The organism is Aeromonas mytilicola subsp. aquatica (assembly GCF_044336385.1).
Lineage (GTDB): Bacteria > Pseudomonadota > Gammaproteobacteria > Enterobacterales > Aeromonadaceae > Aeromonas > Aeromonas rivipollensis.
The window spans coordinates 3487107-3506275 of record NZ_CP172298.1 but is presented as its reverse complement, the minus strand read 5'-3'; the positions used below and the strand labels follow the sequence as shown (position 1 = coordinate 3506275).

The following is a 19169-nucleotide window of genomic DNA, read 5'->3' as shown; positions in this document are numbered from 1 at the left end:
GCAGAAGCATGAACAAGGCATTGCTGGTGATCGACTTTATCAACGACATCGCCCACCCGGACGGGCGCATCGCCGCCTCGGCGGCCCATGTGCAGGAGCAGGATGCCATCACCCACGCCAACCAGGCGCTGGCCCATGCCCGTGCCAGAGGCTGGCTGGTGGTGCTCATCAAGGTTGGCTTCGATGGCGGCTATCTGCTGCAACCCAAGGGCTCCCCCATGTTTGGCCGGGCTCACCAGCAGGGCGCCCTCTCCCTGGCCGATAGCGGCACCGACTTCCACCCCGAGCTGGATGTCGAGCCCGGGGATCTGGTGCTGACCAAGCCCAGGGTCAGCCCCTTCTACGGCACGGCGCTGGAGCCTGCACTGCGGGCCAATCGGATCGATCACCTCTATCTGTGCGGGGTGAGCACCGGCTGGGCCATTCAGGCCGCCGCCCGGGATGGCCACGATCGGGATTACGCCATCACCATACTGGAAGATGCCTGCGCCGCCGCCGATGCCAATGAGCACCATGCCTCCCTGCGCCAGCTCGGCCGCATCGCCGAGGTGATCAAGGTGGCCCAGCTGCTGTCAGATCCCGGCTGAGACCTTGAGGACGCGCACATCAGATGGGTGCGTGTCCCTGCTCCCACTCTTCCTGCTAGCACGAGAGAGCGTGGTTATCCCTTTGGTTTGCCGCCGTTTTATTCAGCCTCCGGGTGCATGGCTCTGACCAGGGTCAGGAAACGATCGCGAATGGGATCCGCAAAGTCGGGGTTCCACACCAGGCTTATCTCCCACTCGGACCAGGGGCCGGACAGGGGATAGAGGGTCACATCCTTGCCCGCGATGAAGCCGACGCTGCGGGGCAGTATGGCGTTGCCTATGCCGGCGGCCACCAGGGCCACCAGGGTCTGGATGTCTTCCGCCTCCTGGATCATGCCGGTCAGCCGGTTGGCGCCGAGGAAGCGGGCGATCTGCTGGCTGAGGCCGGGGCAGCGGTGGCCCACCATCTGCAACAGCGGCTGCGTGGTCAGCGCCCGCTCCACGTCGAACGCAGCCGGATCCGGCCCCGTCATCTGGCTCGGCACGGCCAGCACCAGCCGGTCGGTCAGCAACCTGTGCTCCCTCAGCTGTGGCGCCTCTGGCCTTCGCATAAAGCCTATCTGCAGCCGCCCCGCCAGCAGCAGATCGTGCTGGACGGCGGAGGTCATGTCCTGCAGGTGCACCATCACATCGGGGGCCTGCTGCTTGAAGCGGGCCACCAGGGAGGGGGCCAGTGCGAAGCTCGACAGCCCGAACCCTATCTTGAGGCGCCCGGCGGCGCCACTCGCCAGCGCCAGGGCGTGGTGCTCGAATCCCTTGCCGTGTTCCACCAGGGCGCGGGCCTGGGGCAGCAACTGGGTGCCGATGGCGGTCAGCTCGGCGCCGTGGCGACCCCGGTTGAACAGGGTGCTGCCGAGCGCCAGCTCCAGCCCCTGGATCTGCTTGGTCAGCGCCGGTTGCGTGATGAAGAGCCGACTGGCGGCCTCCCGGTAGTTGGCGGTCTCGGCCAGCATGACGAAGGCCTGCAGTTGCCTTAAGTCAAATTTCATTCCATTTGGTTATCCAATGTGGCGATTTATTGATTATAAATTATCTAACTGCCTTGTTCTAATGGTCTCGAAACGGGCCTTTGGCCCTCTGACCAGCCACAAGGAGTCATGTCATGTCGAGCGAACGTTATCTGTTCTTGATCAAGGGAAGCCTGGTAATGGCCCAGCCACTGGCGGCGCCGGAGACGGGTGAGCTGTTGACCAGCCTGTTGCAGCAGGGATTTGCCGTCGGGCCCCTGCCGGTATGGGCGAGCAATACCGAACAGGCGCTCGCCTGCTATGAGCAGTCGGCCCAGCGGCAGGCCTTCGTCGACGTGCTGGCGGGGAGAACCGCATGACCATGCTCACCCTGAGGGCCGAGGCCCTGCTGCTGGACATGGACGGCACCCTGGTGCACTCCACCACCGAGGTGGAGACCGTCTGGCGGCTCTGGTGCCAGGGCCATCGGCTGGATCCCGCGCCTGTGCTGGCCATGTGTCACGGGGTGCGCTCGCGGGAGGTGATACGCGCGCTGGCGCCACAGCTGGACCTGGCCCGGGAGGTGGCGCTGCTCGACGAGCTGGAGATCCAGCATGCGGGAGTGGCCGAGGCTGTCGCCGGGGCCCGCACCCTGCTGGCGGCCCTGGCGCCGGATCGCTGGGCGCTGGTGACCTCCGCGAGCCTGCGGGTGGCGCGGCACCGCCTGGCCAGTGCCGGGTTGCCGTTGCCCAAACTATTGATCGGGGCAGAGGAGGTGGAGCGGGGCAAGCCGGATCCCGAGCCTTATCTGCTTGCCGCGCGCCAGCTGGGTCTTGCCCCCGCCGACTGCCTGGTGTTCGAGGATGCCCCGGCGGGGATACTCAGCGCCCTGCAGGCCGGCTGCCCCGTGGTGCAGATCGGGGGCGACAGGCGGCTCGACCCGGCGGTCGTGGCGGTGATCCCCGATTGGTGCCAGGTGACTGTGGTCGCGAAGGAAGCTGGCCCCTTGCTGGTGACGTTGCCGACCCGAGAGGCTGGCAACAAAAAGCCCCCGGCGAGCGAGGGCTTGAGCGGGCGAGGCCCCGTGATTATTTGAAGACCCGGAAGCGGACCTCGTCGTCCATGAAGGTCTTGTCACCGGCCGGTTGCTCTATGCTGCCAAAGGGCATCTGGGCACGCAGCAGCCAGCTGGCGGGCAGGTCCCATTCCTTACGAACCGCTTCGTCGATCAGCGGGTTGTAGTGCTGCAAGGAGGCGCCTATGCCTTCCTGGGCCAGGGTGGTCCAGACCGCAAACTGGGCGATCCCGGTGGCATGTTCGGACCAGATGGGGAAGTTGTCGGCATAGAGGGCGAATTTCTGCTGCAGATCCTTGATGACGGCGGTGTCTTCGAAGAACAGCACAGTCCCGAAACCGGCGCGGAAGCTGCCGTTTACCTTGGCTTCGCTCTGGGGATAGGCCTCTGGCGGCACAATCTTTTTCAATTCAGCTTTGACGATGTCCCACAGCTTGTGGTGCTGCTCGCCAAACAGGATGACGGCACGGGAGCTCTGGGAGTTGAAGGAAGAGGGGCTGTGCTTGATGGCATCCTTGATGAGGGCCGTCAGCTGGGCCTCGGAATGGGTCACCTGGTCACCCAGGGCATAGATGGTACGACGTACTTTGATCTGTTCGATAAACGGACTGCTCATAACATCTCCTTGGTTGATGAATCGTTGTTGCCAGCGTTGCCGACAAAGGTCATCTGGCTCCGATTTCTCGAGTCATGGACTATAACACCTTCTGTGCAAGAAACCGTCAACGCTGGGTGATGACTGTTTCTACTTTTTATGGATATTCAGATGACGAAACCGGGCATGGCCCCTTGATGTCTTTGTTGTCATTAACCTTGGGTGTTAATGACTTCAATCAATATAACGGCGGTGTTTTCCACTATAAAATGCATCTTACGTGACATTTTATAGAGGGTGGCATGCCTGCAACCATCATCAAGGAACGCTACTACATACTGACGCCGCTGTCGTTTCTGCTCGGTGCCCTGGTGCTGATCGCCACCCTGTTGCTGGCGGCGGCCAGCTACCTGCGCAGCATAGACAAGACCCTGGCGGGCTATGACCACATGCTCACCTCCATAGACGCCACCCTGATCCACGAGATGGTGCTGGCCAATCGGCGCCAGCTCGGCGTGCTGGAGGCCTCCCTGGACAAGCAGGCCATCGCGAGGGGCGACTCGGCCATCAACGGGATCTGGGCCATAGCCCACCAGTTCAAGCACGACGCCCACTTCCTCTACTTCTACAACGCCCGCTTCGACCGTCTCGACAGCTATCCTGACTGGCCGGTACCGACCGACTATCAGGCGCAGAGTCGTCCCTGGTATCAGGCCCTGGCCAGCGACAGCGACGAGCTCATCTGGTTTGGTCCCTACCAGGGGTTCGGCAGCGACGCAGAGGTTCTGACCCTGATCAAGCGGGTCAAGGATGACGAGGGGCAACTGCTGGGCCTGCTGATGGTCGACATGTCGTTCAACTCGCTGCAGGCGGCGCTGCAACGGGCGATGGGCAGCGACCAGGCCGCCCTCTACATCACAGAGCGCAAGGATGGGCGGCTGGTGGTGGGACACAACCTGTCACTGCTGCCGGCGGTCTCCGGCGCCTCTAGCCAGGGAGCCGGGCTGAGCGTGATCCGCAAAGGCTGTCACCTGAGGTTGCCGCTGTCGGATATCGACTGGGATCTCAACATCTATCTGCCCCCCACCCACTTTCGCGGCAACCTGCAAGATACCCTGCTGATGGTGGTGCTGCCCGCGCTGGCGCTGCTCGCCATCTGGCTGTGCAGCCTGCTGTTTCTGGTGCGGATCTTTCGCCAGGAGCAGACCCTGGTGCAGCGCTCCCTCTGTGGCCTCGTTCAGGATGAGGCGCTGATGGAGATCCAGCTGCGCCAGCGCACCTGGTTCGTGCACGGCAGCCTGGGGGAGATCCATCAGGTGAGAAACAGCCTGCAGCAGGGGCAGGATGCCCTGCTGCACGATCCCCTCACCGGCATCATGAACCGGCGGGCCTTCGAGCAGGACAGGGCCAGGCTGGCGCAGGAGGAGAGGCCCCACTGGCTGGTGCTGTTTGATGTGGATAGCTTCAAGCGCGTCAATGACAGCTGGGGGCACGGGGTAGGGGATGGGGTGCTGTTCCGGGTGGCCACCATAATGGCAAGAACCCTGGGAGAGGCTCAGGTCTACCGCATCGGGGGGGATGAGTTTGCGGCCCTGCTGCCTTGGGAGCAGGAAGAGGTCGAGGATCGCCTGACCCATCTGCTGGCCCGGGTGCGGGCGCTGAAGTGGCGCGAGTTTGAGGAGTCCATCACCCTGAGTGCGGGGGGGGCTCGCTACCCGGATGACGCCGCTGCCCTGCTCGATCGGGCGGATGAGTGTCTGTACCAGAGCAAGCGGCAGGGACGGGACTGCTGGCATCTGTCAGCCACTTCGCCTCCCTCCAAAGGGGCTGTAGTGACAGTATCTGTCTGACCGCCATCGGGAGAAAAAGGGCCTGAATGGCCGAGAAAGGGGTCACAGTGGGGATAATTTCCCATGTGACCTTTTTTTTTAATTCATTTTCAGTCGGTTAGCCCATGTGATTGAGCCATGTCGCGAAGCAGAGACAGTCAGCCTGTCGGCGAAGACGTCGTAATCCCGGTAGCGGAGTCCGGGGCGCTTTGTATAGTGCAGGGAAAAATAATCAATCAGACATCAGGTTTGACAGGAGTACCCCATGGAGATGAACAAATACGGCATGAGCGCAGTGGCGCTGCTGGGCGCGCTGCTGTTGGGCAATGGTCAGGCGCAGGCGTCCGAGACCCTCAACACCATACTCGGTGGTGGCGTCGGCGGAGTGGCTGGCACCATGATAGGCAAGCAGCTGGGGGGCGACACCGGCGCCCTGGTGGGAGCCGCAGTCGGCGGTGCGGCGGGCGGTGCGGCCACGGCCGACAGGGGCAACAAGAATGAGGCTGCCCTGGGTGGCGCCGTCGGTGCCCTGGGTGGCGCCGCCATCGGCAAGAGCGTGGGTGGCGATACCGGTCGCCTGATCGGCGCCGGCATCGGCGGGGCTGGTGGCTCTGCCATCGGGGCCAGAACCGGCGATAGCCACGAGTCCAACAACGACTACCGGGGAGGTCACCGCTACCGGGGTGACAACGGCTATCACAATGGCCACCACAAGCATCACAAGAAGTACAAGAAGCGCAGATGGCACGACGATGACTGATGTCATCCCGAGCATAATGAAAAAGGGGCCGGTGGCCCCTTTTTCGTCTCCGTCGTTTAGACCAGGCGGTGCTGGCGCCTGCCGAGGGCGAAGGCGTTGATGTTGTCGATAAGCTGATCCGCGAGACGCTGCATCGACTCCTCGCTGGCCCAGGCCACATGGGGCGTCAGGATGAAGTTGGGGTAACGCAGCGCCTGCATCAGGGGGTGGTCGGGGGGCGGTGGCTCGACGCTTGCCACATCGAACCCGGCACCGCCGAGGCGACCGTTGCCGAGCGCCTCCAGCAGGGCCTGCTCGTCCACCAGGCCGCCGCGGCCCACGTTGATGAGCAGGGCGCCCGGTTTCATCATGGCCAGCTCCCGCTCCCCGATGAGGTGGCGGGTGTAGGGGGTGAGCGGGCAGTGCAGGCTGATCACATCCGAACTCTGCAGCAGGGCCTCCAGGGGCAATCTGTCTTCATCCCCGGGGGCGCCGACCTGGCTCTGGGCATAGAAGACCTCCATGCCTATGGCGCCGGCTCTCTGCCCCAGGGCCTGACCCAGGGTGCCCTTGCCTATGATGCCGAGCCGCTTGCCGTGCAGATCCATGATGGGGTGATCGAAGAAACAGAACTGGCCGCTCTGCTGCCAGCGCCCCTCCTGCAGGGACTGGCGCCAGGCGAACAGGTTGCGTGACAGGGCCAGCATCAGAGCCATGGCGTGTTCGGGAACCGAGGGGCCCGAATAGTTGCGGATGTTGCACACGGCGACATTGGCGGCGCGGCACGCCTCCAGATCCAGGTTGTCACTGCCGGTGGCCGCCAGGGCGATCAGGCGCAGCTTCGGCAACTGGGCCAGCTCGTCCTTGCCGATGCGGATCTTGTTGATGATGGCGATGCTGGCGCACCTGAGCCGCTCCACCACCTGTTCCGGTCTCGTCTCGGGGTAGCTTTGCCAGTGATGGGGGAAATCGGGGCGACGCAGATTGATGCCGGCGTCCAGGGTGTCACTGTCGAGAAACACGATTTGCTGCATGAAGCCTCCTGCCGTTCGCTGCCGCGTGGGAGTCGTCATGATGCCAAAGATGGGGGGCGGCTGACCAGCCCGGATGCAGACAGGCCGAATGGCCCAATTCCATACTTGCTAGTCGTTCGGGTCAGATCCAGCCCAGATGGGTCAGCCAGCCCTGGATGCGCCCCGGCGTTTCGTCCAGCTCCATCAGGGCGTAGGGGCGGTAGTTGAGCTTGTGGCTGCGGCGGCTCTCGCTCTTGCGCGCCTCGGCGGCCAGCAGGGGCCAGCGCCCCCCGTCTTCCTGATAGAGATCCAGGGTGGGAATGCTGGCCTGGGCCACCTGCTTGGCCAGGGTCTGGTTGCTCAGCTGGTTGGGAAAGAAACCGTCGAGCAGCACCAGGGCATCGGGGGCGGGCAACTGCTCGCTGGTGATGAGATTGGCGGCCCAGGCCGCGCTGGTGCCTTGCGCCAGCAGCAGCTTGAAGCCGCCCTCCTGCAGCTTGGCGTCACCTAGCTTGACGATACGCTCGGCAAATTGCTGGCGAAACGCCTCTATGGTCTCCTGCTTCTTCTCGGAGGCCGGATCCAGCTCTGTCTGTTGGGGGGAGGGGAGCAGCAGCAGGGTGTCGAAGCCGAGTCGCCCCAGCTCCCGGGTCAGCTGCCACAGCTGGCCGCTGCGCTGCCAGTCCGGCAGCAGTATGGCGAGCCCCAGGTAGCTGTCGCCGTCGTGCTTGGCAAAGAGCACCCTCTGCTTGTCGATCCGGGTGCTGTCAGGCACCCCCTTCCAGTCGCTCTCCTGCCAGTGATCCAGGGGGGCTGGGGGCGAGATCTCGTTGGCCGGCAAGGTGGTGCTCGCCAGCAGGGTCAAAAACAGCAGTGGTAAGGATAATCTGGCCATGATGCGCTCCCCGGTTGACTGGGTTAACGGCGGCGTGCCGGATTTCTGAAGGGGGCCGGGGGGATCCAGGAGAAAGAGGGAAGGGGCAAGCCCTTCCCTCGACGGGCTCAGGGCCTGGCAAGCCTGCCGAGCTGGCGGTCGTGCAGGGGGGAGAGCAGCAACAGGGCGCTGACGGCCCCCACCAGGGCACAGAAGATGTCGGACTGGGTATCCCAGGGATCCCCCTGGGTGCCGAGGAACTCGTCGGCGCCCTGGCCCAGTGCCAGTGCGGCGCCCCATTCGATGAGTTCATAGCTGGCGCTGATGGCCAGCACCACGCAGATCACCAGAAACGCCAGCATGCGCTTGCCTTGCACGTGGTGACCGCGCAGCAGTATCTCCCGGCAGGCCAGGGCGGGCACCAGACCCTGGAAGAAGTGGCCAATCTTGTCATAGGGGTTGCGGCTGAGTTCGAACCACTGCTGCAGATCGAAGCCGAGCGGCACCCGGGCATAGGTGTAGGCGCCCCCCAGGATCAGCACCAGGGCGTGCAGGAAGATGCCGAGATAGAGCAAGGTGGTGAGGGGGTAGCGCTCGTGGCTCAGGATCAGCAGCGGCATGACGATCAGCACGGGGATGACTTCCAGCAGCCAGGTCACGCGGTCATAGGGTTGCCAACCAGAGACGGTCAGTGCCAGCAAGGTGAGCAACAGCAGCAGGATTTTTTGATGAGATGTCATAGGGAGCCCGTGATGAAGGAGAAGTCTGACTTCATGGTGTAGCCCCGATTGACGCGAGATGGAAGGGGGCGAGCGAATTCTCCCCCAACCTGCGGCTCACTGTCACTGACCCGGGCTGAACAGCACTGGCGCTATTGCGCGCAAAGAAAAAGCGAGCCTGGGGCTCGCTTTTTTCAACACGGGCGTGAAGCCGTCAAATCAGTTGACGCGACGCTTGAACTCGCCGGTGCGGGTGTCGATTTCGATCTTGTCGCCGATCTCTACGAAGGCGGCAACGGCCAGCTCGTAGGTGGTGCCCTTCAGGCGGGCCGGCTTGGTCACTTTACCGGAGGTGTCGCCACGGGCGGCCGGCTCGGTGTACTCGACTTCGCGAACTATGGTGGTCGGCAGTTCGACGGAGATGGCTTTCTCGTTGTAGAAAGTCACTTCGCAGATGTCTTCCATGCCGTCAACCATGTAGTTCAGGGCGTCACCCAGGTTGTCTTTCTCGACGTCGTACTGGTTGTACTCGGTGTCCATGAAGACATACAGGGGGTCGGAGAAGTAAGAGTAGGTGCACTCTTTACGCTCCAGCTGAACGACTTCCAGCTTGTCGTCGGCCTTGAATACGGTCTCGGTGGCGCTGCCGTTCAGCAGGCCTTTCAGCTTCATCTTGACCACGGCGGAGTTACGGCCGGATTTGTTGAATTCGGCTTTCTGGACCACCATCGGCTCGGTACCGATCATGACGACGTTACCAGCGCGGATTTCCTGTGCGGTTTTCATGTAAAAATTCCTGTTCGTATACGGGCAGATAAAAACTGCCAGATTATATACGGCTTTCTAAAAATTTCACCAGCCGAGTGACGAGATCCCCTTCCCGCAGCAACTTCTGTGACCAGCTTCGCGCATGTTGTTGCCAAAGTGTGCCGTGGATCGGCCATTGGGCCCAGAGTTCGCTGCAATCTTCCCCTCTGTTGAGGGCCAGGTTGAGCTCGCGCAGCCACTGGCCGTCATCGGCGGGCAAGGCCTCCAGATAGTGGTCGAGGAAGTGCGCCAGCTTGACGAGGTGGGCCTCCTCTTCCTGCTGATAGATGTGCCACAGGAAGGGGCGGGCCGCCCATTGGGCTCGCACGAAGGAGTCTTCGCCGCGCACCAGGTTGAGATCGCAGCTCCACAGCAGCCGATCGTAGCCCGCCTGGCTCGTCATCGGCAGCAGCTTGATGGCGAGCTGGCCCGCCTGCAGCAGATCCCCCGCCCGGGCCGTGCCGATGGCACTCTCAAGGCCGGCGCCGCAGAGCACGTCGGGGAGGGCGCGCCCCATGGGCAGCAACAGGGTGATCGGGGTGGCGCCCTGGCTCCAGCTAGCGACCAGGCTTTTCAGCGCCTCGCTCTCGTAGGTGAAGAGGCTTATCCGCAGCTCGTCTTGCGCCTTGGGCGGCAGCCCCAGGCTGGCCCAGTAGGCGGCAAGGCCAGCCTCGTCTTGCTGCCAGCGTTGTCGTTCGGCGATGAGCCCCTGCTCGCACAGCAGGCCACCGGTTCTGGGGGTGAAGCCCGGGAAGAAGAAGTATTTGTTGAGGCTCAGCTTGCCCACCCGCTGGGGGGAGGCGAGGCCGTGACAATCCTCGACCCAGGCTTCGGCGGAGAGGTACTCCAGATTGATCCAGCAGGGGGGCGGGCTCTGCTCGGCCATGCGTTCAATAAAAGGGGCGGGCAGCTCGCAGGCGAATGCCTCTATGACCACGCTAGCCGGGATGGCATCCGTTGGCAGGGGGCCCTGCCAGCGCTGGATGTGGATCCCCTCGACCCACTGGCGATCCAGCGCGGGATCCAGCCCCGGACAGATGCGGGCGAAGCTCGCCAAGTCATCCACCCAGAGCCGCACCTGACCATGACCCTCCCGCTCCAGCTGGCGGGCCAGCCGCCAGGTGACGCCTATGTCGCCGAAGTTGTCCACCACGGTGCAGAAGATGTCCCAGTCAAAGGGGGGCAGGGGGCTTGTCATGGCTCGGGGTTCCAGATGCAAAAAAACCGGTGCGCAGGGTAGCACACCGGTGGATTGGCTTCTAACTGTGGGGCTGCCAACCCCCTCCCTGCCTCCCCCTTCGAAAGGGGGAGGAGTCAACACGCCCTCCTCTGGTTAAGGGGAGGGCCGGAGTGGGGTTATCGCTACTCCTTGCCGTAGACGTTGTTCTCCTGCTCACGCACCCGGATAAAGGTGGTGTGTGCTGAGTTCAGCTCCTTTCTCGGGGCAAGCTCATTCCTTGCCGTAGACGTTGTTCTCCTGCTCGCGCACCCGGATAAAGGTGGTGCGCTTGGTCAGCTCCTTGAGCTGGCTGGCGCCGACGTAGGTGCAGGTGGAGCGCACGCCGCCCAGGATATCGCGCACTGCGTTCTCGACCGGGCCGCGGTAGGGCAGCAGCACCGTCTTGCCCTCGGAGGCACGGTACTCGGCGACGCCGCCGGCGTGCTTGTCCATGGCGCTCGACGAGCTCATGCCATAGAACTTCATGAAGGGGGCGCCATCGACGTCCACCACCTCGCCGCCACACTCCTCGTGGGCCGCCAGCATGCCTCCCAGCATCACGAAGTCGGCGCCGCCGCCAAACGCCTTGGCCACGTCGCCCGGGCAGGTGCAGCCGCCGTCACCGACGATCTGGCCGCCGAGGCCGTGGGCCGCATCGGCGCACTCTATGATGGCGGAGAGCTGGGGATAACCCACCCCTGTCTTGACCCGGGTGGTGCAGACCGAGCCCGGGCCTATGCCTACCTTGACGATGTCGGCGCCGGAGAGGATCAGCTCCTCCACCATCTCGCCGGTGACCACGTTGCCCGCCAGGATGACGTGGTTGGGGCAGGCTTCACGAGTCTTGCGCAGGAACTCGACGAAGTGCTGGGAGTAGCCGTTGGCCACATCCACGCAGATGAAGCGCAGGGCCTCTGACATGGCGAGGATCTGGCGGGTCTTGATGAAGTCCTCTTCGGAGGTGCCGGTGGAGACCATCACATGGCCGAGCAGGGCTGGATCGGTTTCGCTGACGAAGGTTTGCCACTGGGCGAGGCTGTAGTGCTTGTGTACCGCCGTCATCATCTCGAAGCCCGCCAGGGTACGCGCCATGGCGAAGGTGCCGACGGTGTCCATGTTGGCGGCGATGACGGGCACCCCCTGCCACTGGGTCTGGGTGTGCTTGAAGGTGAACTGACGGGTCAGGCTGACTTGGGAGCGGCTCTTGAGGGTAGAGCGCTTGGGACGAAACAGTACATCCTTGAAACCGAGCTTCAAGTCTTCTTCGATACGCATTGCAAATTCCTTATTGAGCCTTGTGAAAGTCACTGTTGCAGTGGGCAAAATTTTCGGCAGGCACAAAAAAACCGCAGGTTTTCAAGGCCTCCGGTTTACAACAGTCTAGGCAAAAATCCCGCCAGAACAAGACTGATAATTCGCTCATCATTGTGTTAGCCTTTGGCGTCACAACCTGAGGTTGGCCACCAGCTTCATCCAGCACCTCGCCACGGCCCCTCTCTTCCCTCTTTTTGCCCCTTGAATCACGGTCAACTGCTGTCGGATCCCCCATGCCGTGAACGCCAGAAACTCGGGGTCTGGGCGCCTGCGCCCCTTTTGCCAGTTGACAGTGGCCTGTGTGCTGCCCACTCTGGCGCAGAGGGCCAGCGTGGGCCCGCTTCGACGAGGAGAACACATTGTCCGTATCACACAAAGCAGGCTGGTTGTTGCTGGCCAGCCTCTGCCTCTCATCGGGCGCCTGGGCCGCCCCCACCGTCTATGGCTGGATAGAGAAGGGCGTGCTCATGCCAGGTGGGGTGGCGGTCAAGATGAAGCTGGATACCGGCGCCCTCACGTCGTCGCTCGATGCGCGAGAGCTGCACCACTTCAAGCGTGACGGCAAGCCCTGGGTGCGCTTCACCCTGGTGCTGACCGATGCCAACACCGGCAAGGAGGTGCGCCAGACCCTGGAGCGCCCGGTGGAGCGCAGCGTGACGGTGCGCGGCGCCGGTGGCATGGAGGAGCGTCCCACTGTGACCATGTCTGTCTGTGTCGGTGACAAGCTCTACAAGGAGTGGTTCACCCTGCGGGATCGCAGCGACATGATCTATCCCGTGCTGCTCGGTCGTCGCCTGCTGGCGGAGCTGGGGCCGGTGGACTCTTCCCGCACCTTCACTGTGCAGCCGAGCTGTGGCTAGGAAGGCCTCTTTGGGATCACAAATGGTGCGCGGGGGCTTGGGCCCCCGCGCTTTTTTCCCTGAGGCTTGCGCCGCCTATGCCTGGCGCGGCGGGGCGGGCAGCAGCACGCTCACCTCAAGGCCCCCCTCGGGCCTGTTGTGGATGTCGAGATCCGCGCCGTGCAGCTGCACTATGCGTTGCACTATGGCCATGCCAAGGCCCACCCCGTCCCCCTGCTGGGGATTGACCCGGAAGAAGCGCTCGCACAGGCGCGACAGGGCGGCGGTGGGGATGCCGGGGCCGTTGTCCCGCACATCCACCCTGACCCTGTTGCCCTCCTGGGTGATCACCACGGCGACCTCGCCGCCCACCTGGGTGTAGCGCAGCGCGTTGTCGATGAGGTTGCCAAACATCAGATCCAGCAACATGGCCTGCCCCATCACCTGCAGATGCTCGTCCCCTTCCAGGGAGAGCTGCAGATCCTTCCTCAGGGCTATGGGGGCCAGGGTAGCCAGGGTGCCCTGCAACAGCAGGCTCAGATCCAGCTTGCCGAGCGCCGGGGCCTGCTGGTTGTCGATGCGGGCCTGGGTCAGCAGTTGGCGGATCAGCCGGTCGCTGCGATCGAGCGCCAGCAGCATCTTGCGCAGCGCCTGCTCGCGGCTGGCGTCATCCTCGGCGGCCAGGGCATTTTCACTGTGGATGCGCAGCACCGCCAGCGGGGTGCGCAGTTCGTGGGCGGCCTCGTTGGTGAACTGCTTCTCCCGCTCTATGGTGTCCGCCAGGGTGTGCATCAGGCGGTTGATCTCCGACACCAGCGGCGTCAGCTCCTCGGCCTTGATGGCCAGGTTGAGCGGGCTCAGGTTGGCGGGATGGCGCTCGCCGATGGCCTGGGTGAGTTGATTCAGTGGAGCCAGCCCCCGGGTGACCAGCCACCACAGCAGGCCGAGCAGGAAGGGCAGGGTGATGAAGAGCGGCAGCATGGTCAGGGTGGCCATCTTGCTGGCCAGCTCCCCCCGCTCGTCATCCCGCTCCGCGACGATGAGCCAGGTCTGCTCATCCTCGTTGTAGAGGGTGAAGGTGCGCCACTCGTGGTGATCCTTGGTCTCGCTGTTGAAGCCGCGCTCCAGGGTGGTCAGGGGCTGCTCCGGCGCATTGGGTGAGCGCAGCAGTATGGTGCCTTGCTCGTTGAGCAGCTGGAAGTAGAGGTTGTGTTCGAACTCGTGGCCGTAGGGGGTGAACTCGTTGTCCCGCCCCAGCTGGCTGAAGCTGCGCTTCTCCTGATGGGGGTCGGCGGGCACGGCCTGCTCCCACTCCTGGTAGACGGCCCCGTTGCTGGGCAGCTCGCCGCGCTGCTTCAGATAACGGCTGAGCAGCTGGTTGGTGATGCGGGCGGACTGGGCGAGACGGGCATCGAACAGCTCTTCCATCTCGTGGTTGGCTTCCAGGTAGCCGATGAGGCCGCTGACGGCCAGGCTGAGGCTGACCAGGGCCAGGATGCCGGAGAGCAGGAAGCGGCGAATGGAGCGGACGCGACTCATCGGGCGGGCATCCCTCTGCTGCCCGGGGTATCTGGCTGCGGCACTATGTAGCCGACGCCGCGGATGTTGCGGATGAGCTCGGGGAAGAACTTCTTGCGCAGGTGGTGAATGTGCACCTCCACCGCATTGCTCTCTGCCCCCTCATCCCAGCCATAGAGGCTCTGCTGCAGCTGATCGCGGCTCAGCACCCGGCCGCTCTGGCTGATGAGCTCCTGCAGCAGCTTGTACTCGTGGGGGGTCAGCTTGACCGCCTCTCCCTGATAGGTGACCTGCTGGGATTCGGGGTAGATGAGGATGTCGCCATACTCCAGCACAGCCTGGGCCTGGCCCTTGCTGCGGCGCACCAGGGCGCGCAGGCGGGCGTTGAGCTCCTGCAGGGCGAAGGGCTTGACCATGTAGTCATCGGAGCCCGCATCCAGCCCCAGCACCCGATCGTCCAGGGCATCCCGGGCGGTGAGGATGAGCACCGGCAGCGTCTGTCCCTCCCGGCGCAGCTTGCGCAGCAGGCTGATGCCGTCGATGTCCGGCAGATTGAGATCCAGGATGAGGGCGGCGAACTCCTCGCTCTTGAGCGCCGACAGGGCGGGCAACCCCTGCTGCAGCCAGTCCACTGTGTAACCGCTGCTGCGCAGGGCATCCACCATGCCATCCCCCAGCATGACGTCATCTTCTACCAACAGGACTCGCATTGTTCTCTCCCTCAAATGACGCTGCCCACCAGTATGCAAGTTGGTGGGCAGAGTTTAAATAGCGCACTGATCTGCTTGTGTTTATAGCTTGGCGAGACGTTCGCGGATTTCCGTCCTGCGTCCTTCGTCCGCCGCCTCGCGGCCCGGTCTGGCCGGGGCGGCCAGGGCCTTGTCCAGATAGATCTTCGCCTGGGCCTTGTCCCCCTGATCCAGCAGGAAGTCGCCGTAGAAGAAATTGGGATCTATGCCGGTGGGGTTGATGGCGAGCGCCTGCTTGAGCAACTGCTCGGCCTTGTCGTCATCCCCGAAGCCGACCGGCCAGCCCGGCACCTGGTAGTAGAGGGAGCCCAGGCTGGTGTAGGCGGAGCCCTCCAGCGCCTTGGGATCCTGCTTGATGGCGATCTCCAGCTTGGCCTTGGCCTCCTTCACCAGGCTGAGGGCCCCGAGGCCGCCCTTGGCGCCGGCCCAGGTGCTCTTGACGATGGCGGACCAGATCAGCAGATCGGTGCGAAAGGCCTCCTTGGCACTGGCCTGCTCCGCCTGGGCGCTCAGGGTCTCCAGACAGCTCTCCTTGGCCTTGCCGGTCTCTTGATACTGGCAGTGGGCCCACTGCTGCTGAATGGTGGGCAGGGCATCGGCGGCCTGAACCAGGCTGCTTGCCAGGGCGAGCAGCAGGAGACTGTGACCAAATCGGGGGCGGAAAGTGGCGTGTTTCATCTCAATGTTCCTTCTCGTGTGTGGCACAGGCGGGGTTGTCCCCGTGATCTGTGGCCAGGGGGACAGGGTGGCGGGCATGGCGTTCTATGATGGGCAGTTGTCTGGCCAGCGCCTTGTCGACCAGGGCGGGCAGCAGGGCATTGAGCCGCACGAACAACTTCTCCGGCCAGCCGAGCCAGCTGCGGCGCGTCTCGTTGCACAGGGCGATGACGGCCTCCTCGGCCACGTCCTGGGGGCTGTCGGTCCGGGTGCCGAGCTCGGCGTTCATGGCGTAGGCCGCCTGGGAGTTGAGGTGAGTGCGGGTGGCGCGGGGGGCAAAGTGCAGCACCTTGATGCCGGTGCCCTCCAGCTCCCGCCCCAGAGACTCGCTAAAGCCCCGCAGGGCGAACTTGCTGGCGCAATAGACGCTGTAACCGGCATAGCCGATGGCCCCGAGGCTGGAGCCTATGTTCATGATGACGGCGGGCTTGCGCAGCCGGGGCAGCAGGGCGCGGGTGAGCTGGATGGGCGCCTCTATGTTGAGCAGCAGCTGGCGCGTCACCTGCTCGCCGCTCTGGTCTTCCAGCCAGGCAAACTGGTTGCAGCCCGCGCTGTTGATGAGCACATCCAGCCCCTGCTCCAGCGCCGGGTGTTGCAACAGCCTGGCCCGCTCCTGGGGCGAGCCCAGATCGGCGGTCACCGTCTGGTGGCGTTCGGAATGAGGCAGCTCCTTGCGCAGGCGATCCAGGGCGCTGGCCCGGCGTCCGTGCAGCAGCAGGTGCGCCCCCTGGGCCGCCAACTCCATGGCCAGGGCTTCCCCTATGCCGCCGCTGGCGCCGGTGAGCAGTATGCGTTTCCCTTCAAGCTTCATTGGCAGGATCCCGTGAGCTGATGGAGCATGTCGCCATAGAGGCGGTAGACCACCCTGGCCGAATGAATGATGGCGACCTGATCCGCCGGGTCTTCCACCCGGTTCATCAGGGACTCGAAGAACTTGAGGTGCTCCTGATCCAGGGCGCCGTGGGAGCTCAGGTAGCTCATCGCCTGGGGCGGCAGGCCCAGACCGCTCTTGAGCTGGTCCGCCACCGTCAGGGCGATGGCGACGCTGGTGCCCTCCAGCACCTGCACCATGCCGAAGAAGCCCATGGGGTTGCCGCGCTGGATCTGGTCGTAGAGGAAGGCCACCATCAGCTCTATGGGCAGACCCGGCTGGCCGTGGCGCACCGCCTCGGCGTCACCGCCGCAGGCGCGGATGTCGTTCAGGATCCACTCCTGATGACCGTACTCCTCGTCTATGTACTCCCGGATGGCGCCGCGCACCCACTCATACTCCTGTCCCAGCTTGCCGCCGGTAGCCATCAGGAGCGGCACAGTGTGGCGCACGTGGTAGTAAGCCTCTGCCAGGAAGGCGAGGTAGGTCTCCCGGCTGATGTCGCCGCGGCGGCAGGCCTCGATGATGGGGGCATTGAACAGGTGCTCGCGCTCGGAGGCGGTGGCGTGTTGCAGGGTCTGGTAGAAGCTCATGAGGTCTCTCCTGTGAGGCCTTGGGTCAGGCATTGGTCGATCTGCCGGGAAAAGTGGTGATAAATCTCGTTGCGACGGGGGCGGCCGTTGGCCGTCAGCAGGCCGGGGTGCTGATCCAGCGCCACCGGCAGCCAGTGATGGATGCGGGCGTAATCGGGCAATTGCTGGTTGAGCCGGGCAATCTGCTCGGGTAATTGGGACTGGCTGCCCGGCAGCGGCTGGATCAGGGCGACGTTGGCGGGCTGGCCGTCACCGAAGATCACTATGCGGGCGATGGCCGGACAGAGCTGGGCCTGGGCTTCCACCCACTCCGGCGAAAAGTTGCGGCCAAAGGCGGTGATCTGGACGTTCTTCTTGCGCCCCGTGATGTGCAGGTAGCCCTCTGCGTCCAGGTGACCCAGATCCCCGGTGGCGATCTGCAAGTCAGCAGGCTCGCCTGCAGTGCTCTCTTCCCCCAGATAGCCGAGCATGGCGCTGCCGCTCACCATGACTTCGCCATCGGCGGCCAGGGTGACCTGGCAGTGGGGCAGGGGGCGGCCGACGCTGCCCATCAGGTCGGCGTCAGGGCCGTTGAGCGCCACGACAGAGCCGCATTCCGACAGGCCATAGCCCTCATAGACAGGGAGCCCCAGGGCGCGGGCATGGCGGATGAGATCGGGGGCGACCTTGCCGCCACCGACGGCGACGAAGCGCAGCCCCTTGAGCCGTTCGGCCAGGGCCTGGGTGTTGGCGCACAGCGCCAGCAGCAGGCGCAACAGCTCGGGCACCAGCACCAGGCTGTGGCTGGGCCAGCGTGCCAGGGCCTGGCCCAGCATGGCCGGGTCGAGGGTGCTGGATCCGGTGAAGCCGAGCTCGCCGAGGGAGGGGATGCGGCTGCAGGCGCCGGTGAGCAGCGGCACGTACAGACCGGTCAGGTTCTCCAGCAGGGTGGCCAGGGGCAGCAGGGTCAGGTGCTGTTCGACCCCGGCCGGTGTGACCCGCAGGGCCAGTGACTCGCAGACCGCCGTCATCTGGGCAAGGGACAGGCAGACCCCCTTGGGCTGGCCCGTGGTGCCCGAGGTATAGGTGATCTTGGCGGTGCCCAGGGGCAGGGCCGGGGGGGCGACCGGGGTGCGCCGCCACAGGGGCAGCGCCTGTTCATCGGCGGCCCCCGTCATCAGGATGAGGGGGGCGGCGGCCTGCCAGCCCTCATGCTCGGGGCCCACCAGGGCATCGGCCCCGCTGCTCTCCAGCAGCCACGCCTGCTGCGCCGGGCTGAAGAAGTGGGGCACGGGAATGACCACTATCCCGGCCCGGGTGCAGGCCAGATCGATCAGCGCCCAGGGCAGACCGTTGTCGAGCTGCAGGGCTAGGCGGCGAATGCCGGCTTGCTGCAAGCGGTCGGCCAGGTGCTGGATCTGATGCCACAGGGTCTGGTAATCCAGCTCTCCCTGGCTGCCTTGCAGTGCCGGTCGTTGCGGCGTCAGGCTGGCGTGGCGGGCGATGGCGTCGAACAGGCTCATTGGGCGCACCTCTTGTCATGGCCGGCATGGTTAAAAAGCATGGGCATGGGCCCCAGCAGGTTGAGCAGCAGGCTGCTCTGGGCGAGCACCTCGCGCCCCTGGTTGATGTCCCCCGCCATCACCTTGGGCTGGCAGCGGTAGTATTCCCCCCAGGCGCTGGCGTCTTCCCCCACCTGATGGGCCTGGGCAGGGGCCAGCTCTACCGGGTTGAGGCGCAGCCGGGCAAAGCTGTTGCGCAGCTTGGCGGTGCCGGTGAACACCACGTAGTCGAGGGCGTTGTCACACAGCAACCGGCACAGGGCGGCAAACATCAGGCGGGCATTGCCCGGCTCGCTGCAGGCGAGGTTGCCCACTTCGATGATGCGGCTGCGGGCCGGACGTACCCCGAGGCGGGTTTCGATGGCGGCCTCGATGGGCTGCTCCAGATACTGCTCCAGATAGAGGGGCTGCTCACGCTCCCCCGTGCTGGCGTGGTTGAGGCCACAGGCGCCGACCAGCACCCCATCGGCCCGGTAGAGCCCGAGCAGGCAGGGCAGAAAATGGGGAATGCGGGCGTTGAATTCGAGGGTGTAGGCGGCCTGGATATAGGCTTGCAGCGCCATGACCTGCTGCGGGGACTGTGCCAGCAGCAATCTGTAGGGGGCTTGGATCTCTATGGTCAT

The 19169-nt window shown here is 64.4% G+C and carries 21 protein-coding genes; 6 read left to right on the top strand and 15 right to left on the bottom strand.

Annotation, left to right across the window (positions count from 1 at the left end):
- Positions 1–8 precede the first annotated feature (8 nt).
- Complete coding sequence (locus ACFWHB_RS16020; protein WP_395948841.1) at positions 9–587, top strand: cysteine hydrolase family protein; 579 nt, start codon at positions 9–11, stop codon at positions 585–587.
- A gap of 98 nt (positions 588–685) precedes the next feature.
- On the opposite strand, the gene ACFWHB_RS16015 is transcribed toward ACFWHB_RS16020, so the two are convergent.
- Positions 686–1576: a LysR family transcriptional regulator gene (locus ACFWHB_RS16015; RefSeq protein ID WP_163136340.1), complete on the bottom strand. Its 891-nt coding sequence runs from the start codon at positions 1574–1576 to the stop codon at positions 686–688.
- Positions 1577–1689: 113 nt separating this feature from the next.
- Between ACFWHB_RS16015 and ACFWHB_RS16010 the strand changes: the two genes are divergently transcribed.
- Positions 1690–1914, top strand: a complete 225-nt coding sequence (locus ACFWHB_RS16010; RefSeq protein WP_025326108.1) for a hypothetical protein — start codon at positions 1690–1692, stop codon at positions 1912–1914.
- A complete protein-coding gene (locus ACFWHB_RS16005) occupies positions 1911–2630 on the top strand; it encodes an HAD-IA family hydrolase (protein WP_395948840.1) in 720 nt (239 codons plus the stop codon). The genes ACFWHB_RS16010 and ACFWHB_RS16005 overlap by 4 nt, the downstream gene beginning before the upstream one ends.
- Here the strand turns inward: ACFWHB_RS16005 and ACFWHB_RS16000 are convergent.
- Entirely contained in the window at positions 2623–3225 is a 603-nt protein-coding gene (locus ACFWHB_RS16000; protein ID WP_111910358.1) for a nitroreductase family protein, read from the bottom strand. The genes ACFWHB_RS16005 and ACFWHB_RS16000 overlap by 8 nt on opposite strands.
- A 281-nt stretch (positions 3226–3506) precedes the next feature.
- On the opposite strand from ACFWHB_RS16000, the gene ACFWHB_RS15995 reads away from it, so the two are divergent.
- Together ACFWHB_RS15995 and ACFWHB_RS15990 are read left to right on the top strand one after the other, a co-directional pair.
- Positions 3507–5054: a GGDEF domain-containing protein gene (locus tag ACFWHB_RS15995; protein WP_395948839.1), complete on the top strand. Its 1548-nt coding sequence runs from the start codon at positions 3507–3509 to the stop codon at positions 5052–5054.
- Between the two features lie 244 nt (positions 5055–5298).
- A complete protein-coding gene (locus ACFWHB_RS15990) occupies positions 5299–5793 on the top strand; it encodes a glycine zipper domain-containing protein (protein ID WP_111910356.1) in 495 nt (164 codons plus the stop codon).
- Positions 5794–5849: 56 nt separating this feature from the next.
- Here ACFWHB_RS15990 and ACFWHB_RS15985 read toward each other — a convergent pair whose 3' ends face one another.
- The 6 genes from ACFWHB_RS15985 to ACFWHB_RS15960 all read right to left on the bottom strand — a co-directional run bounded on the left by ACFWHB_RS15985 (position 5850) and on the right by ACFWHB_RS15960 (position 11679).
- On the bottom strand, positions 5850–6806 hold the full coding sequence (locus ACFWHB_RS15985; RefSeq protein WP_395948838.1) for a D-2-hydroxyacid dehydrogenase: 957 nt from the start codon (positions 6804–6806) through the stop codon (positions 5850–5852).
- Between the two features lie 121 nt (positions 6807–6927).
- Positions 6928–7680 carry a DUF3530 family protein gene (locus ACFWHB_RS15980; protein ID WP_111910354.1) on the bottom strand — a complete coding sequence of 251 codons (753 nt, stop codon included), beginning with the start codon at positions 7678–7680 and terminating at the stop codon, positions 6928–6930.
- A 107-nt stretch (positions 7681–7787) separates the two neighbouring features.
- Complete coding sequence (locus ACFWHB_RS15975) at positions 7788–8399, bottom strand: DUF2238 domain-containing protein (protein ID WP_234678261.1); 612 nt, start codon at positions 8397–8399, stop codon at positions 7788–7790.
- Between the two features lie 198 nt (positions 8400–8597).
- The gene (gene efp / locus ACFWHB_RS15970; RefSeq protein WP_011707002.1) at positions 8598–9164 is read right to left on the bottom strand and encodes an elongation factor P; all 567 of its coding nucleotides are present in this window, start codon (positions 9162–9164) and stop codon (positions 8598–8600) included.
- A 43-nt stretch (positions 9165–9207) separates the two neighbouring features.
- Positions 9208–10383 carry an elongation factor P maturation arginine rhamnosyltransferase EarP gene (gene earP, locus ACFWHB_RS15965; protein WP_395948837.1) on the bottom strand — a complete coding sequence of 392 codons (1176 nt, stop codon included), beginning with the start codon at positions 10381–10383 and terminating at the stop codon, positions 9208–9210.
- 252 nt (positions 10384–10635) lie between these two features.
- A complete protein-coding gene (locus tag ACFWHB_RS15960; protein ID WP_368169917.1) occupies positions 10636–11679 on the bottom strand; it encodes a GMP reductase in 1044 nt (347 codons plus the stop codon).
- Between the two features lie 398 nt (positions 11680–12077).
- Between ACFWHB_RS15960 and ACFWHB_RS15955 the strand changes: the two genes are divergently transcribed.
- Positions 12078–12578, top strand: coding sequence for a retropepsin-like aspartic peptidase RloA3 (locus ACFWHB_RS15955; RefSeq protein WP_395948836.1), 501 nt, complete (start codon positions 12078–12080; stop codon positions 12576–12578).
- A 75-nt stretch (positions 12579–12653) separates the two neighbouring features.
- Here ACFWHB_RS15955 and ACFWHB_RS15950 read toward each other — a convergent pair whose 3' ends face one another.
- The 7 genes from ACFWHB_RS15950 to ACFWHB_RS15920 all read right to left on the bottom strand — a co-directional run bounded on the left by ACFWHB_RS15950 (position 12654) and on the right by ACFWHB_RS15920 (position 19169).
- Entirely contained in the window at positions 12654–14096 is a 1443-nt protein-coding gene (locus ACFWHB_RS15950; protein WP_395948835.1) for an ATP-binding protein, read from the bottom strand.
- Entirely contained in the window at positions 14093–14785 is a 693-nt protein-coding gene (locus ACFWHB_RS15945; RefSeq protein WP_139744265.1) for a response regulator, read from the bottom strand. The genes ACFWHB_RS15950 and ACFWHB_RS15945 overlap by 4 nt, the downstream gene beginning before the upstream one ends.
- Before the next feature lie 81 nt (positions 14786–14866).
- Positions 14867–15502 (bottom strand): tetratricopeptide repeat protein, encoded by a 636-nt coding sequence (locus ACFWHB_RS15940; RefSeq protein ID WP_393937084.1) that lies wholly within the window; start codon positions 15500–15502, stop codon positions 14867–14869.
- Position 15503: 1 nt separating this feature from the next.
- Positions 15504–16352, bottom strand: coding sequence for an SDR family oxidoreductase (locus tag ACFWHB_RS15935; RefSeq protein WP_395948834.1), 849 nt, complete (start codon positions 16350–16352; stop codon positions 15504–15506).
- Positions 16349–17005 (bottom strand): TenA family transcriptional regulator, encoded by a 657-nt coding sequence (locus ACFWHB_RS15930; protein WP_395948833.1) that lies wholly within the window; start codon positions 17003–17005, stop codon positions 16349–16351. Before ACFWHB_RS15930 ends, ACFWHB_RS15935 begins: the two co-directional genes overlap by 4 nt.
- Positions 17002–18507, bottom strand: a complete 1506-nt coding sequence (locus tag ACFWHB_RS15925; RefSeq protein WP_289975992.1) for an AMP-dependent synthetase/ligase — start codon at positions 18505–18507, stop codon at positions 17002–17004. Before ACFWHB_RS15925 ends, ACFWHB_RS15930 begins: the two co-directional genes overlap by 4 nt.
- Positions 18504–19169, bottom strand: a complete 666-nt coding sequence (locus tag ACFWHB_RS15920; RefSeq protein ID WP_106887565.1) for a thermostable hemolysin — start codon at positions 19167–19169, stop codon at positions 18504–18506. Before ACFWHB_RS15920 ends, ACFWHB_RS15925 begins: the two co-directional genes overlap by 4 nt.